Genomic DNA, 15,241 nt, shown 5'->3' on the forward strand with positions numbered 1-15,241 from the left:
AGACACGTTGGCTTAACAATTTGGTAACATTGAGAAAAACTTAACATTGAAAAAATCAAAAAACCCTGCGAGTGGCAGGGTTTATAAGGGTTTTAAGCGTTTTGCTTATTTTAGCAATTTATCAAGTTGTTCCTGTAACGCAGGGTCAGATGGGCGTTTAGCATCGGCTTCAACTACTTTACCTTGTGGGTCAATTAATATAAATCTTGGTATAGAGTTAACACCATAAGCCTGCGTAAATGCTGATTTCCAGTCGTTATCAGCAATAATTTGCACACCACCTAATTTTTTATCGCCTACCATTTTCTTCCATTTTTCATAATCTTTCTTGGTATCTATAGAAAGGCTTACAAACTCAATGTTCTTACCGTGGTATTTCTCTTCTACCTTTTGTAAAAAAGGTATTTCCTGGCGGCATGGCCCACACCAGGTAGCCCAAACATCAATATAAACATATTTACCTTTAAAATCTTCAAGCTTGGTTGTGCCGCCTTTAAAGTTTTCATAAGCAAATGTAGGCGATTGCTGGCCTTTCATCTTATTAGCCTGAATGCTTTGCAGCGCCATACCTTTTAGTTGCTCAGCCTCACCTTTAAGCTGCTGGCCCATCATGCTTTTAAAATTGGCATCAATATCTTTATCGTTAAGGGCAGCCTCGTATTTGGCAGTCCTTGCTGCAAGGTATTTATCTACAGCAGCTTCATCGCCGGCAGCGCCAACTTCAGCCAATATATTCTCATCACCAATCGTTTTTTGCGCAAGAAAATTGTTCTCTTTAGAGCCTGCACCTTTAAAGGCAATGGTTTCGTCAAACTTTTTAGCATCCATCGTCATGCTAAGGTCATAACCGTTTTTTAGGTAAAGGGTAGCATATTCAGTACCGTCAAACAACTGGTAAATGCCCGGCTGTGCTTCAAAAGAGTCGGTAAACACACCTTTTTTATCAGCAATTATGTTTTTTGTAAAGGCACGCGACCTTATAACAAGGGTATCGCTATTGCGGTTTTGTATCTTAGCCGTAAACTTTACTTTATCAGCCTGGGCATAAGTACCGGTAGCTGCAAGGAGTAACAGTAACAGGATTTTTTTCATATCAGTATTATTTTTTAATGAATGTAAAATTAAAGATTAGTATGACATATAACCACAAAATGCCTCAATTATTTTAGCTGCCGTCCTAAATACAAATAATGAAAAACAATTAGATTACTATAACATCTTACTTTATTGCTTTTTGTTACTTTAGTAGCTACAAACCAATCTCTTAAAAATGAAATTAAAATTACTTTTAGCCCCACTTGCCCTGTTGCTGTTCATATCGTGCGATGAAGGTACCCAAACCGTTAATATAGATGGCCGCTACCGTGTAGACCTGCCCTCTTTTTTAACTGAAGACAAAGAACTCCACGACGATGCGTCGTTAGAATATGCCAATACTTTTAGGGAGTTTTATATTATTGTACTGGATGAGTCTAAAGAAACGGTGCATGATAGTTTTGAAGAAAATGGCCTGGAATATACCTCTACCCTTAAGGGTTATGCCGATTTACTTGTTGACAATATGAAAGAGAGCAGCTCTATTACCACAGCTCCTGTGCTAAAAGAAACTAAAATCAACGGCCTTAATGCCATCGTTACTAGTGCAAGCGGCGTTGTAGATAAAATTCCGGTATACTGGCAGCTTGCTTTTATAGAGGGCAAGAACACGTATTACCAGATAGTGGTGTGGACGCTTGAAGATAAAAGAGAAGACAATCAGGAAAAAATGGCACAGATTATAAACACTTTTAAAGAAACTGATAAGGCTAAAAAACAGCCTTAAAAATGTTTTTGGGCAGCTCTTATACATTATTGGTAATAGTTACTAAATTTGCAGCACAAAAAATTACATGTAATGTACAGAAGCTACAATTGCGGGCAGCTTAATGCCTCGCATATTAACCAGGAAGTAACCTTAGCAGGATGGGTGCAAAAATCGCGTAACAAAGGATTTATGATATGGGTAGACCTACGGGATCGTTACGGTATAACCCAACTTATTTTTGATGAGCAGCGCACTCAAAAAGAGGTGTTAGAGTTAGCTACTACACTGGGCAGGGAATTTGTTATACAGGTTAAGGGCATTGTTATAGAGCGCGAAAGCAAAAACGCTGCTATGGCAACCGGAGATATTGAGATACTGGTAAGCGAGCTTACTGTACTTAACGCATCTATTACCCCGCCTTTTACTATCGAAGATGAGACTGACGGTGGCGAAGACATCCGCATGAAATACCGTTACCTTGATATTCGCCGTAACCCGGTAAAAAACAGCCTGCTGTTTCGCCACAAAGTAGCTATGGAGGTACGTAACTACCTTTCTGCACAAAACTTTGTAGAGGTTGAAACACCGATACTTATAAAATCTACCCCGGAGGGGGCACGTGACTTTGTAGTGCCAAGCCGTATGAACGAAGGCCAGTTTTATGCCCTGCCGCAATCGCCACAAACTTTTAAGCAGCTGCTTATGGTAGGTGGTATGGATAAGTATTTCCAGATCGTAAAATGTTTCCGTGATGAAGATTTGCGTGCCGACCGCCAACCGGAGTTTACACAAATAGACTGCGAAATGGCTTTTGTAGAGCAGGAAGATATTATACAAACGTTTGAAGGCCTTGCCAGCCACCTGCTTAAACAGGTTAAGGGTGTTGAAACAGGCCCATTCCCACGCATGACGTATGACGAGGCAATGAAAAAATACGGTAATGACAAACCGGACATCCGTTTTGGGATGGAGTTTGGAGAGCTTAACGCCGTTGCCCAACACAAAGACTTTACAGTATTTAATAACAGCGAGCTTGTTGTGGGTATTGCAGTACCTGGGGCAGCATCGTACACCCGCAAACAAATTGACGAGCTTATAGAGTGGGTAAAACGCCCACAGGTAGGTGCCAGCGGTATGGTGTATGCCAAATATGAAGCTGATGGTTCTATAAAATCATCCGTAGATAAATTTTATGATGCCGCTGATTTACAGCAATGGGCACAAATTACCGGCGCACAACCGGGCGACCTTATATTAGTACTAAGTGGTGATGCGCACAAAACCCGCACGCGCCTTAGCGCCCTGCGTATGGAACTTGCCACACGCCTTGGCCTGCGTAATCCGGAGGTTTTCGCACCGCTTTGGGTGGTAGACTTCCCGCTATTGGAGTGGGATGAGGAATCTGAGCGTTTTCACGCGATGCACCACCCGTTCACTTCCCCTAAACCGGAAGATATCGCCTTATTAGAGACCAATCCAGGTGCTGTACGCGCTAACGCTTACGACCTTGTACTTAACGGTAATGAAATAGGCGGCGGATCGATACGTATACACGATAAGGCTACCCAGGCACTTATGTTTAAATATTTAGGCTTTACAGAGGAGCAGGCAAAAGCACAGTTTGGCTTCCTTATGGATGCCTTTCAGTACGGTGCACCGCCACACGGTGGCCTTGCTTTTGGTTTTGACAGGCTTGTTGCCATACTGGGCGGCCAGGAAACCATACGCGATTTTATTGCCTTCCCTAAAAACAACTCCGGCCGCGACGTAATGATCGATGCACCATCTGTAATTGATGATGCACAGCTCAATGAGCTTCATATTAAATTAAAATAGCTTATAAAACAGCTATAAGTAGCCACGCCTGTAATTTATAAGCGTGGCTATTTTATTTAAGTTTGTTATCAATTATACACCTCAATAATAAATATCCATGAAAAACACTTTACACATTTTACTATGCGCCCTGTTTACAACATTAATTGTTGCTCAGGAAAAAGATAAGGTTAAAATAGGCATAAATGCAGGTGCTACCCTGGCTAATTTTACCGGCAACGATGTAGCAGATGAATACAAATACGGATTTGATTTTTTAGCCGGATTATCGTTAGAAGTACCCCTCAACAATAAATTTAGCGCCTTTATGAACATAAATTATGAGCGTAAAACACCAAAGGCTACGTTTATGGAATATGGTTATGATTACAACACTGGTTTTGAAGGTATGATGCGATACGAACAAAAGGTAATTTTACAATACATAACGGTTCCTCTAAATATTCGGTATTACATAGGATCCAAGAAAAACTTCTTTATAAATGCCGGTCCGTATGTAAGTTTTTACGTAGATGACATTATAAAGGTAAATGGCGAAACGATAAGAGAATGGAGAGGTTCAAGCGATTTTAAACCTGTAGACTTCGGGGTAAATCTGGGCGCAGGCACACGCTTAAAGGTTGGCAATACATCCGATATAAATATTGAGCTGAGAAATAATTTCGGATTATCTAATATAGACGACACTGAGGGATATTCAGATGTAATTAAGACAAACGCCTTCAACCTAATTGTAAACTGGGCATTTGAACTGTAATAATTTTTGCAACATAATAAAAAACAGGAGTTTAATTTAATTATTATTTAATTTTTTTAACGTTTCGCTTTGTAGTGTCAATATTAATTTTACCTTTGAAGCATTATTAATTATTTTTTTTATTGCATAATGCGAACAGGCAAAGTAAAATTTTTTATTGAATCTAAAGGTTTTGGATTCATTACAGACGACGAAACAGGCAAAGACATTTTTGTACACGCTACAGGACTTCAGGTTGAAGGCCTAAGAGAAGGTGACAAAGTGAGCTATGTTGAAGAAGACGGCAAAAAAGGTAAAGTAGCTGCTAAGGTAGCTGCCATTGACTAATATTCTATATATTTATCATTACCTCCAACGAATCAAGCCACCCAAACGGGTGGCTTTTTTTATTAAACGCTCCATAAAAGCATCTTTTTAATTGTTTTTTTAACAAATTGACAAACATTAAAAAAGTAATATAGTAAATCTGCATATAAGCCCTATTTCATTACGAAATCAGCTTTTATTTAGAACCAGTAAAAATTGGGGTTATATTCTTTTTCTCTCAACAAAACGTTGAATTTGTTTCATTATGACGTGTATATTTGTGAATTGTTTCACAAAATTAAACATCTGTTTATGCAAACAAGTCAGGTAGATTACTTCCCTATATTAATGCAAACGCTGCTGGCAGTAGGTTTTGTAGTAGGAACCATCTTTGTATCAGGACTTTTGGGCCCTAAAAGAAACTCACTAAACAAGGATAAAAACTTTGAGTGCGGTATAGAATCTGTAGGTAATGCACGTATTCCTTTCTCTGTAAAATATTTTCTTGTAGCCATACTTTTCGTTTTGTTTGACGTAGAGGTTATATTTATGTACCCGTGGGCGGTTAACTTCCGTGCGATGGGTTTTGAAGGATTAATGAAAATGGGCATATTTATGTTCCTGCTTATTGTAGGCTTCTTCTACGTTATGAAGAAAAAAGGCCTTGAGTGGGAATAAAGAAAGAGCTATTGGGTATGCTTATTGCATTATATACCTGATAATCAAAAACTAAATTACAATGAGCAATTCAAAAGATATTAAAATAGTTGATGCCCCTCCGGGAGTGGAAGGGAGCGGCTTTTTTGCCACCAAGCTTGATACCGTTGTAGGTATGGCACGCGCCAACTCGCTTTGGCCATTGCCTTTTGCAACATCATGCTGCGGTATAGAATTTATGGCTACCATGGCATCGCATTATGATGTGGCCCGTTTCGGGTCGGAGCGTATGAGCTTTTCTCCACGCCAGGCCGATATGCTTTTGGTAATGGGTACCATTGCTAAAAAAATGGCCCCTATTTTACGTCAGGTGTATGAACAAATGGCCGAACCACGCTGGGTTATTGCCGTAGGTGCGTGTGCATCATCGGGTGGTGTGTTTGATACGTACTCTGTACTACAGGGTATCGACAAAGTTATCCCGGTAGATGTTTATGTACCAGGATGCCCGCCAAGGCCGGAGCAGATACTGGATGGTATCATGACGCTTCAGGACATTGTAAGGAGCGAATCGGTTCGCCGCAGGAGTTCGCCGGAGTATCAGGAATTAATGGCTTCTTATAACATAACATAATGGCTTTAGAGACATCTGTAATAGAAGAAAAGCTTACCGGCAGGTTTGGCGACAAAGTTACCGGCTTTATACAGCTTAACGATATATTTTCATTTGAGGTAGAATCAGGATCAATGGCCCAGGTAATGGGTTATCTTAAAGAAGACCCTGTACTGCGTTTTAATTTTCTTACCGATGTTTGCGGTATACATTATCCTGATAATGATATAGACAGGCAGTTTGCCGTGGTATACCACATGCACAACTGGTATGATAACGCAAGGATCCGTTTTAAATGTTTCCTTAACGGAGAAACCCCTGAGATAGAAACTGCTACCAACCACTTTTTAAGCGCTAACTGGCAGGAACGCGAAACGTATGATTTTTACGGAATCATATTTAAAGGCCACCCGCAGCTTAAAAGGATCCTTAATATGGATGAGATGGTATCGTTCCCTATGCGTAAGGAGTTTCCGCTGGAAGATGGCGGCCGTACCGATAAAGATGACCGTTTTTTTGGCCGCAAGCCGGATAACGTAAACAATAATTAACCGGGAATAAATTTTTATATAAAATGTCAGACCTGTTATTACCACCAGAGCACCGCTATGCCAAGATGATTGAGCAAAAGCAGAATGAAGACGGCAGCGAACTCTCTATATTAAACCTTGGGCCCACACACCCAGCTACACACGGTATCTTTCAAAACATCCTTTTAATGGATGGCGAAAGGATACTTGATGGCGAAGGTACCGTAGGCTACATACACCGCGCTTTTGAAAAAATTGCCGAAAACAGGCCATTTTACCAAATAACCCCGCTTACCGACAGGATGAACTATTGCTCATCGCCTATTAATAATATGGGCTGGTGGATGACTTTAGAGAAAACCCTGAATATTGAAGTTCCTAAACGTGTGCAATACCTTAGGGTAATTGTTATGGAGCTTGCCCGTATTGCCGATCATATCATCTGTAACTCGGTACTTGGTGTAGATACAGGCGCATTAACCGGTTTCTTATACGTTTTTCAGTACCGCGAAAAAATATACGAAATATATGAAGAGATATGCGGCGCCCGCCTAACTACAAACATGGGCCGCATAGGCGGTTTTGAAAGGGACTGGAGCCCTGCCGCATTCAAAAAAATAAATGACTTTTTAGACGAATTCCCTAAAATATGGCAGGAGTTTGAAAACCTGCTAATGCGTAACCGTATTTTTATGGACCGTACTATTGATGTAGGCCCTATATCTGCCGAAAAGGCAATGAGCTACGGTTTTACCGGCCCTAACCTTAGGGCTGCCGGTATAGATTATGATGTGCGTGTAACAACGCCGTACAGCTCTTATGAAGACTTTGAATTTGATGTTCCCGTAGGGAAATCAGGCGATACATATGACAGGTTCTGCGTGCGCAGTGCCGAAGTATGGGAAAGCCTTAAAATTATAAAACAGGCGTTAGAAAAACTGCCCGAAGGGCCTTTTCACGCTAATGTGCCTGATTATTACCTTCCTCCAAAAGAAGAGGTATACAACAACATGGAGGCGCTTATTTACCACTTTAAAATTGTAATGGGCGAAGTACCTGTACCAAAAACCGAAGTATACCATGCGGTAGAAGGCGGTAACGGCGAGCTTGGCTTTTACCTTATTACAGATGGTAGCCGCACGCCATACAGGCTGCATTTCCGCAGGCCATGTTTTATATATTACCAGGCCTTTAACGATATGGTAAGGGGGCAAATGCTTTCTGATGCCATTGCAACATTATCCAGCCTCAATGTTATTGCAGGCGAATTAGACGCTTAACGATTATGGAAATTAGTAACGCAAAACAGGTTATAAATATTGATGCAGCCCTAACCGCACGCATTGATGAGCTTTTAAGCCACTACCCTGCAGATAAAAGAAAATCGGCACTGCTGCCCATACTTCACGAAGTACAGGATGCACACGATAACTGGCTTAGCATTGAACTTCAGGATAAAGTTGCCGAGATCATTGGCATTAAGCCTATAGAGGTGTACGAGGTGGTATCTTTTTACACCATGTATAACCAAAAGCCTATCGGCAAATATATGTTTGAATTTTGCAGGACTTCATGCTGCGCCATCCGCGGATCTGAAGACCTGATGGAATATACCTGTAATAAACTGGGTGTTAAAGAGGGTGAAACCACAGCAGACGGACTGTTTACCGTTGTGGGCGTAGAGTGCCTTGGTGCCTGTGGCTATGCACCTATGCTGCAACTTGGCGATCATTACAAAGAGCACCTTACTAAAGATAAGGTAGATGCGCTTATAGATGATTGCAGGGCAGGAAAAGTAGAATTACATAAACTGACCATTACTGAATAACAATGGCAACAAAGATATTATTAGAACATGCAAATGTTCCCGGCATAAAAACCTACGAAGTGTACCGCCAAAATGGTGGTTACCGCTCTGTAGAAAAAGCACTTAAAGGCATGACGCCCGATGAAGTGGTTGAAGAGGTTAAAACCAGTGGCCTTCGTGGCCGTGGTGGTGCCGGTTTCCCTACGGGTATGAAATGGAGTTTTATAGACAAGAAATCAGGTAAGCCGAGGCATCTTGTTTGTAATGCCGATGAGTCGGAGCCCGGTACCTTTAAAGACCGTTACCTTATGGAGTACATTCCGCACCTTTTAATAGAGGGAATGATCACTTCAAGCTATGCATTAGGCTGTAATTTATCGTACATCTACATACGTGGCGAATACATGTGGGTTTTCCACATCTTAGAAAAAGCAATTAAAGAAGCTTACGCTGCCGGTTGGCTGGGTAAAAATATATTAGGTACGGGCTGGGATCTTGACCTTCATGTTCATTGTGGTGCAGGCGCTTACATTTGTGGCGAAGAAACCGCACTTATTGAGTCGTTAGAAGGTAAAAGAGGTAACCCACGCATCAAGCCACCATTTCCCGCTGTTAGCGGTTTATGGGCTAACCCTACCGTGGTTAACAATGTTGAGTCCATCTCGGCAGTGCCGTGGATCGTTAACAACACTGGAGCGGAATATGCTAAAATTGGCGTAGGCCGCAGTACCGGTACAAAATTGTTCTCGGCTTCAGGCCATTGTAAAAACCCTGGTGTTTACGAGATTGATATGGGTATGACGGTTTATGAATTCATGAATTCTGATGAATACCTTGGCGGAATGATGAACGACAGGCCTCTTAAGGGCTTGATTCCCGGAGGTTCATCGGTGCCTATATTACCGTCACACCTTATTTACAAAACAGCAGCAGGAGAAGACAGGTTAATGACCTACGAATCGCTTGCCGATGGTGGTTTTGCAACAGGATCTTCATTAGGTTCAGGTGGTTTTATAGTGTATAACGATACTACTTGTGTAGTTCGTAATACCTGGAACTTTAGCCGCTTTTACCACCACGAAAGCTGTGGGCAGTGCTCACCGTGCCGTGAAGGTACTGGCTGGATGGAAAAAGTACTGCACCGTATAGAGAACGGCCACGGCCGCGAAGAAGATATTGATTTGCTTTGGGATATCCAGCGTAAAATAGAAGGCAACACCATCTGTCCGCTTGGCGATGCAGCAGCATGGCCGGTGGCAGCAGCCATACGCCACTTTAGGGATGAATTTGAATACCATGTTCGTTTTCCTGAAAAGATTAAAGACAGAAACCACTTTGTAAACGAGCCTTTTGAAAAGGTTAAGCACCTGGTGGTAAAACAAGGTAGTGTAAGTAAGTCATAAAGTTTAAAAGTTAAAAGTCATAACGCTACGCATAAAACCGTGCAAAGGCTTTAAAATATAGTTTGTAACGTTTTTGATGTAAGGTGCCTTTTGGCAACCTGAAACCTGAAACCTGAAACTTTCAAACAAAAAATTACAATGAAAGTAACAATAGACGGCCAGGAAATAGACGTAGAACCGGGGACCACCATCCTGCAGGCTGCGCGAATGATAGGCGGCGAATCAGTTCCGCCAGCCATGTGCTATTACTCCAAACTTAAAGGTAGCGGTGGTAAATGCCGTTGCTGCCTTGTAGAGGTTTCTAAAGGTAGTGAGGCCGACCCTCGCCCTATGCCTAAACTTATGGCATCGTGCGTAACCGGTGTTATGGATGGTATGGAAGTGAAAAGCATCTCATCTGAAAGGGTTGTAGATGCCCGTAAATCGGTTACTGAATTCCTTTTGATCAACCACCCGCTGGATTGCCCTGTTTGCGACCAGGCTGGTGAGTGCGACCTGCAAAACCTTAGCTTTAAGCACGGTGCTGCTAAAACGCGCTTTATTGAAGAGAAAAGGACTTTTGAACCCGAAAATATTGGCGACAAGATTCAGCTTCACATGAACCGCTGCATCCTATGCTACCGTTGTGTAATGACTGCTGACCAACTTACCGATAACCGTGTACACGGTGTATTGAACAGGGGTGACCATTCGCAAATTTCTACTGCAATATCTAAAGCTATCAACAATGAGTTTTCGGGTAACATGATCGATGTTTGCCCCGTTGGAGCGCTTACCGATAAAACTTTCAGGTTTAAACAAAGGGTATGGTTCAACAAACCGTACAACGCTCATAGAAACTGTACTAAATGCTGTGGTAAAACCACGCTTTGGATGTTTGGTAACGAGATACAAAGGGTTACTGCCCGTAAAGACGTTTACCACGAAGTGGAAGAGTTTATTTGTAACGAATGCCGTTTTGACCATAAAGACACGGCAGACTGGGTAATTGAAGGGCCTCGTAAATTTGAGAAAGATTCGGTTATTAACCAAAATAACTATACAAGGGAAATTCAGCCTGTTAAGATAGAGACCGAGCATAACATTTTGTTAGGCCGCGACCAGGACCGTAAAAAAATAAGTATGCCAGCTGTTCCGCTTAAGCGCGAAGAGGCCGAAATTTATAAAGAAGGAAACGTATAACTATGGATCAGGCAATAATTATAGAGAAAGGTATTTTTATAGTGGTGATCTTTGCCATTACAATGCTTTTTGCAATGTACGAAACATTAGCCGAGCGTAAAATTGCAGCTTGGTTCCAGGACCGTATAGGCCCTAACCGTGCGGGCCCGGGTGGTATTTTACAACCCCTTGCCGATGGTTTAAAGCTGTTCTCTAAAGAAGAGTTTTTTCCTAATACCGAGAACAGGTTCCTGTTTATTGCAGGCCCGGCCATATCTATGACCACTGCCTTAATGACCAGTGCCGTTATACCCTGGGGCGATAAGCTAAGCATTTTTGGCCGCGATGTTGTACTTCAGGCTACCGATATTAATATTGGCATGCTATACGTTTTCGGCGTGCTATCTGTAGGTGTTTACGGCATCATGATAGGCGGATGGGCATCAAACAATAAATTCTCGCTGATGGGTGCCATGCGTGCTTCATCACAAATGATATCGTATGAGGTTGCAATGGGTCTTGCCATCGTTTCGTTAGTAATGATGACGGAAAGCCTTAGCCTTGGCGAAATTGCTGCCGGCCAACACAGCTGGAGATGGAACGTGCTTTACCAGCCTGTGGGCTTTTTGATATTCCTCGTGTGCTCTTTTGCAGAGACCAACCGTACACCTTTTGACCTTGCCGAGTGTGAGGCCGAGCTTATTGGCGGTTACCACACCGAATATTCGTCTATGAAAATGGGCTTTTACCTATTTGCAGAGTACGCAAGTATGTTTATATCATCAACCATATTAGCAATATTGTACTTTGGTGCTTACAACTACCCTGGTATGGATTGGGTTGAGAGCGTTATAGGTTCTAATGGCGCTAATATCATCGGTATAATAGTGCTTTTCGCTAAAATTTGCTTCTTCATCTTCTTTTATATGTGGGTTAGATGGACAATACCAAGGTTCCGTTATGACCAGTTGATGAAATTAGGATGGAAGATGCTTATACCGCTTGCCATTGCAAACATTATTGTAACCGGTATTATAATATTACTGGCAGACCAAAACCTTTAGAATAAAGACAACACCTGGATTTCAGGTTTAAAGAATAATACAATGTCAATAGAAACCATATCATTATCCGGCCGTAAAAAGGAGGTTTCCAACAAAAAGATGACCTTTTTGGAGAGCCTATACCTTGTAGCTATTGCAAAAGGCTTATGGATTACCCTTGGGCATTTATTTACCAGGAAGGTTACCATCAAGTACCCGGAACAAACCCGTGAGCTTAGCCCTGTTTACCGTGGCCAGCACATGCTTATGCGCGACGAAGAAGGCCGCGAGCGTTGTACTGCCTGTGGTTTGTGCGCCCTTTCGTGCCCTGCAGAGGCTATCACGATGAAATCTGAAGAGCGTAAGCCGGAGGAAAAACACCTGTATAGGGAAGAGAAATATGCTTCTATTTACGAGATAAACATGCTGCGCTGCATTTTTTGCGGCCTGTGCGAAGAGGCGTGCCCTAAACAGGCTATCTACCTTACAAAATCGCGCGTAATGGTAAAATCTAACACTAACAGGGAAGATTTTATTTACGGAAAAGAAAAACTTGTTATGCCATTGGATATGGCTATAAGAAATACCCAAATGCAAACGGCTAACTAAACATGCTAACACTATTTTACATCTTATCGGCCATTACCTTAGGTACAGCGTTTTTAACTATCCTAAGCAAAAACCCTATTCACAGTGCTATTTATTTGGTTCTTTGTTTTTTCTCTATAGCCGGGCATTATTTAATGTTTAATGCACAATTCTTATTCATAGTACACATCATTGTATATTCAGGCGCTATCATGATCCTGATGCTCTTTACGATAATGCTTATGAACCTTAATAAGGCCGACGAAAAGAACAAACCTATATTATCGCGTGTGGCGGCTGCCGTATCTTTTTGCCTTGTGGCATTAATACTATTGGCTACCTTTATCAAATCGCAGCCGGTAATAAACGAGTACAAAGTATCAGGGCAGGATTACCAGTCTATTAAAGTGTTGGGGCAGGTATTGCTAAACAACTATATGGTGCCATTTGAGTTTGCATCGGTACTGTTATTAGTATCTATGATTGGTGCGGTACTATTGTCTAAAAAAGAACACATCAATAATTAGTATGGAAAATATATTACAACAAGTTGGCATAGACAACTACATTTACCTTTCTACCCTGCTGTTTTGCGTAGGGATCTTTGGGGTATTGTACCGCCGTAATGCCATTGTTATGTTCATGTCTATAGAAATTATGCTAAATGCCGTTAACCTGTTGCTGGTAGCTTTTTCTACCTACCACCAGGATGCAGCAGGGCAGGTTTTCGTGTTCTTCTCGATGGCCGTTGCCGCTGCCGAGGTTGCCGTAGGCCTTGCCATATTGGTAGCAGTATACCGTAACCATAATGGTATTGACATTGATAATTTAAAGAAACTAAAAGGATAACGCCTGATGGAGACAAATTTGGCCTTACTATTACTATTTGCCCCATTTGCAGGGTTTTTAATTAATGTTTTCTTCGGGAAAAAATTAGGAAGGAATGCTTCGGGCATTCTTGGCACACTTGCCGTTACCGTATCTTTTGCGGCTACCCTATTCTTCTTTTTGCAGGTAATGAACACAAAGGTACCCGTAATGGTAAACCTTTTTGAGTGGCTTAAACTGGCTAACTTTACCGTAAACTTCAGCTTTCAGTTAGACCAGCTTTCGCTGTTGTGGTTAATGTTCGTTACCGGTATTGGTACGCTTATCCACATGTACTCTATAAGCTACATGCATGATGATGAGAACATGCACAAGTTCTTTGCTTACCTAAACCTGTTTGTTTTCTTTATGATAACGCTTGTAATGGGCAGCAATCTGTTAATAATGTTTATTGGATGGGAAGGTGTTGGGCTTTGCTCGTACCTGCTTATCGGCTTTTGGTATAAAAACCAGACTTATAACGATGCTGCCAAGAAAGCATTCATCATGAACCGTATTGGCGATTTAGGTTTCCTTATCGGGATCTTTATACTGGGTTACCTTTTCCACACAGTGGAATACGATATGATGAAAACCGAGCTTACCAACGGCTGGCCAGTAGATAAAACATGGTTAGGTATTGCAATGCTGTGCCTGTTTATAGGTGCCTGTGGTAAAAGTGCCCAGATACCTTTATACACCTGGCTGCCTGATGCAATGGCAGGGCCTACCCCGGTATCGGCGTTAATACACGCGGCTACCATGGTAACGGCGGGTATCTTTATGATAACGCGCTTAAACTTCCTATTCAACTTAACGCCTGATGTTCTTGAAATAATTGCTGTAGTGGGTGCTGTAACCTCATTGGTTGCTGCTTCTATAGGTTTGGTTCAGAATGATATTAAAAAAGTACTGGCCTACTCTACCGTATCGCAATTAGGTTTAATGTTCCTTGCCCTTGGGCTTGGTGCTTACGAAATTGCAGTATTCCACGTAATAACACATGCTTTCTTTAAAGCCTGTTTATTCCTGGGTTCAGGATCTGTTATCCACGCGCTACACGGCGAACAGGATATGCGTAATATGGGCGGACTTAGAAAAGTAATGAAGATAACTTTTATCACATTCCTTATATCAACCCTTGCCATATCAGGCTTACCACCGTTCTCGGGCTTTTTCTCTAAAGACGAGATCTTAATGACGGCTTTCCACCATAATAAAGTGCTTTGGATCATCGGGTCACTGGCTTCTATTATGACGGCATTTTATATGTTCCGCCTTTTATACCTTACGTTTTACAAAGACTTTAGGGGTACTGAAGAACAGAAACACCATTTGCATGAATCGCCATCCCTTATCACCTTCCCGCTTATCGTTTTAGCCATACTTGCTTTAGTAGGTGGCGCTATAAGCTTACCGGGAATGAGCTGGCTTAATGAGTACCTTGCCCCTGTAATGGCAAAACCGGCAGAGCACCATCATTTGGGTAATACCGAGTATATGCTTATGGGAATTGCAGTTGTGGGTGCGCTTATTGGTATTGGTATTGCGTATGCCAAATACATTAAAAAAGGCGAAGTACCACCTGCCGATGCCGAAATTACCGGTGTTACCAATGTACTGTACAACAAATATTATGTAGACGAAATTTATACAGCCATAATTGTAAAACCTATTTATGCCATAGGCAGCTTCTTTAAAAATGTTATTGAGGTGGCGTTATCGGGCTTTGTTTTTGGCCTTGGCAGGGCAGCAACACTGCTTGGCAACGAAGGCAAAACCATACAGAACGGAAGCGTAGGCTTTTACCTGCTGGTTTTTGTTTTAGGCGTTTGCTCTATTTTAGGTTATATATTTCTGGTAAAATAA

At 41.8% G+C, this 15,241-nt stretch carries 17 protein-coding genes; 16 read left to right on the top strand and 1 reads right to left on the bottom strand.

The features are described 5' to 3' along the window. Window positions 1-105: 105 nt before the first annotated feature. Window positions 106-1,092 (bottom strand): TlpA family protein disulfide reductase, encoded by a 987-nt coding sequence (locus FMM05_RS04955; RefSeq protein WP_143372226.1) that lies wholly within the window; start codon window positions 1,090-1,092, stop codon window positions 106-108. Window positions 1,093-1,270: 178 nt separating this feature from the next. Between FMM05_RS04955 and FMM05_RS04960 the strand changes: the two genes are divergently transcribed. The 16 genes from FMM05_RS04960 to nuoL all read left to right on the top strand — a co-directional run bounded on the left by FMM05_RS04960 (window position 1,271) and on the right by nuoL (window position 15,241). Beyond that, the gene (locus FMM05_RS04960; RefSeq protein ID WP_143372227.1) at window positions 1,271-1,822 is read left to right on the top strand and encodes a hypothetical protein; all 552 of its coding nucleotides are present in this window, start codon (window positions 1,271-1,273) and stop codon (window positions 1,820-1,822) included. A gap of 72 nt (window positions 1,823-1,894) precedes the next feature. Continuing rightward, window positions 1,895-3,640, top strand: coding sequence for an aspartate--tRNA ligase (gene aspS, locus FMM05_RS04965; protein WP_143372228.1), 1,746 nt, complete (start codon window positions 1,895-1,897; stop codon window positions 3,638-3,640). 97 nt (window positions 3,641-3,737) lie between these two features. Further along, window positions 3,738-4,397, top strand: coding sequence for a porin family protein (locus FMM05_RS04970; protein ID WP_143372229.1), 660 nt, complete (start codon window positions 3,738-3,740; stop codon window positions 4,395-4,397). Between the two features lie 129 nt (window positions 4,398-4,526). After that, complete coding sequence (locus FMM05_RS04975; RefSeq protein ID WP_143372230.1) at window positions 4,527-4,724, top strand: cold-shock protein; 198 nt, start codon at window positions 4,527-4,529, stop codon at window positions 4,722-4,724. Between the two features lie 291 nt (window positions 4,725-5,015). Continuing rightward, on the top strand, window positions 5,016-5,381 hold the full coding sequence (locus FMM05_RS04980) for an NADH-quinone oxidoreductase subunit A (RefSeq protein WP_143372231.1): 366 nt from the start codon (window positions 5,016-5,018) through the stop codon (window positions 5,379-5,381). A 61-nt stretch (window positions 5,382-5,442) separates the two neighbouring features. Then, on the top strand, window positions 5,443-5,994 hold the full coding sequence (locus FMM05_RS04985) for an NADH-quinone oxidoreductase subunit B (RefSeq protein WP_143372232.1): 552 nt from the start codon (window positions 5,443-5,445) through the stop codon (window positions 5,992-5,994). Next, window positions 5,994-6,524 (top strand): NADH-quinone oxidoreductase subunit C, encoded by a 531-nt coding sequence (locus FMM05_RS04990; RefSeq protein WP_143372233.1) that lies wholly within the window; start codon window positions 5,994-5,996, stop codon window positions 6,522-6,524. The genes FMM05_RS04985 and FMM05_RS04990 overlap by 1 nt, the downstream gene beginning before the upstream one ends. A 23-nt stretch (window positions 6,525-6,547) precedes the next feature. Further along, window positions 6,548-7,783, top strand: coding sequence for an NADH-quinone oxidoreductase subunit D (locus FMM05_RS04995; protein ID WP_143372234.1), 1,236 nt, complete (start codon window positions 6,548-6,550; stop codon window positions 7,781-7,783). Between the two features lie 5 nt (window positions 7,784-7,788). After that, on the top strand, window positions 7,789-8,331 hold the full coding sequence (locus FMM05_RS05000; RefSeq protein WP_143372235.1) for an NADH-quinone oxidoreductase subunit NuoE family protein: 543 nt from the start codon (window positions 7,789-7,791) through the stop codon (window positions 8,329-8,331). Window positions 8,332-8,333: 2 nt separating this feature from the next. Then, window positions 8,334-9,713 carry an NADH-quinone oxidoreductase subunit NuoF gene (gene nuoF, locus FMM05_RS05005; protein ID WP_143372236.1) on the top strand — a complete coding sequence of 460 codons (1,380 nt, stop codon included), beginning with the start codon at window positions 8,334-8,336 and terminating at the stop codon, window positions 9,711-9,713. A gap of 138 nt (window positions 9,714-9,851) precedes the next feature. After that, window positions 9,852-10,895, top strand: a complete 1,044-nt coding sequence (locus FMM05_RS05010; protein ID WP_143372237.1) for a 2Fe-2S iron-sulfur cluster-binding protein — start codon at window positions 9,852-9,854, stop codon at window positions 10,893-10,895. Between the two features lie 2 nt (window positions 10,896-10,897). Beyond that, a complete protein-coding gene (gene nuoH / locus FMM05_RS05015) occupies window positions 10,898-11,938 on the top strand; it encodes an NADH-quinone oxidoreductase subunit NuoH (protein WP_143372238.1) in 1,041 nt (346 codons plus the stop codon). 42 nt (window positions 11,939-11,980) lie between these two features. Further along, window positions 11,981-12,526, top strand: coding sequence for a NuoI/complex I 23 kDa subunit family protein (locus FMM05_RS05020; RefSeq protein ID WP_143372239.1), 546 nt, complete (start codon window positions 11,981-11,983; stop codon window positions 12,524-12,526). Window positions 12,527-12,528: 2 nt separating this feature from the next. Beyond that, window positions 12,529-13,032 (top strand): NADH-quinone oxidoreductase subunit J family protein, encoded by a 504-nt coding sequence (locus FMM05_RS05025; RefSeq protein WP_143372240.1) that lies wholly within the window; start codon window positions 12,529-12,531, stop codon window positions 13,030-13,032. A gap of 1 nt (window position 13,033) precedes the next feature. Continuing rightward, entirely contained in the window at window positions 13,034-13,354 is a 321-nt protein-coding gene (gene nuoK, locus FMM05_RS05030) for an NADH-quinone oxidoreductase subunit NuoK (protein ID WP_143372241.1), read from the top strand. 6 nt (window positions 13,355-13,360) lie between these two features. Further along, window positions 13,361-15,241: an NADH-quinone oxidoreductase subunit L gene (gene nuoL, locus FMM05_RS05035; protein WP_143372242.1), complete on the top strand. Its 1,881-nt coding sequence runs from the start codon at window positions 13,361-13,363 to the stop codon at window positions 15,239-15,241.

Source organism: Flavobacterium zepuense (genome assembly GCF_007097145.1).
Taxonomy (GTDB): Bacteria; Bacteroidota; Bacteroidia; order Flavobacteriales; family Flavobacteriaceae; genus Flavobacterium; species Flavobacterium zepuense.

Bases quoted from the DNA above. Each gene is read 5' to 3' on its own strand.
- FMM05_RS04955 (WP_143372226.1), bottom strand. From the start codon at position 1,092: ATGAAAAAAATCCTGTTACTGTTACTCCTTGCAGCTACCGGTACTTAT.
- FMM05_RS04960 (WP_143372227.1), top strand. From the start codon at position 1,271: ATGAAATTAAAATTACTTTTAGCCCCACTTGCCCTGTTGCTGTTCATA.
- aspS (WP_143372228.1), top strand. From the start codon at position 1,895: ATGTACAGAAGCTACAATTGCGGGCAGCTTAATGCCTCGCATATTAAC.
- FMM05_RS04970 (WP_143372229.1), top strand. From the start codon at position 3,738: ATGAAAAACACTTTACACATTTTACTATGCGCCCTGTTTACAACATTA.
- FMM05_RS04975 (WP_143372230.1), top strand. From the start codon at position 4,527: ATGCGAACAGGCAAAGTAAAATTTTTTATTGAATCTAAAGGTTTTGGA.
- FMM05_RS04980 (WP_143372231.1), top strand. From the start codon at position 5,016: ATGCAAACAAGTCAGGTAGATTACTTCCCTATATTAATGCAAACGCTG.
- FMM05_RS04985 (WP_143372232.1), top strand. From the start codon at position 5,443: ATGAGCAATTCAAAAGATATTAAAATAGTTGATGCCCCTCCGGGAGTG.
- FMM05_RS04990 (WP_143372233.1), top strand. From the start codon at position 5,994: ATGGCTTTAGAGACATCTGTAATAGAAGAAAAGCTTACCGGCAGGTTT.
- FMM05_RS04995 (WP_143372234.1), top strand. From the start codon at position 6,548: ATGTCAGACCTGTTATTACCACCAGAGCACCGCTATGCCAAGATGATT.
- FMM05_RS05000 (WP_143372235.1), top strand. From the start codon at position 7,789: ATGGAAATTAGTAACGCAAAACAGGTTATAAATATTGATGCAGCCCTA.
- nuoF (WP_143372236.1), top strand. From the start codon at position 8,334: ATGGCAACAAAGATATTATTAGAACATGCAAATGTTCCCGGCATAAAA.
- FMM05_RS05010 (WP_143372237.1), top strand. From the start codon at position 9,852: ATGAAAGTAACAATAGACGGCCAGGAAATAGACGTAGAACCGGGGACC.
- nuoH (WP_143372238.1), top strand. From the start codon at position 10,898: ATGGATCAGGCAATAATTATAGAGAAAGGTATTTTTATAGTGGTGATC.
- FMM05_RS05020 (WP_143372239.1), top strand. From the start codon at position 11,981: ATGTCAATAGAAACCATATCATTATCCGGCCGTAAAAAGGAGGTTTCC.
- FMM05_RS05025 (WP_143372240.1), top strand. From the start codon at position 12,529: ATGCTAACACTATTTTACATCTTATCGGCCATTACCTTAGGTACAGCG.
- nuoK (WP_143372241.1), top strand. From the start codon at position 13,034: ATGGAAAATATATTACAACAAGTTGGCATAGACAACTACATTTACCTT.
- nuoL (WP_143372242.1), top strand. From the start codon at position 13,361: ATGGAGACAAATTTGGCCTTACTATTACTATTTGCCCCATTTGCAGGG.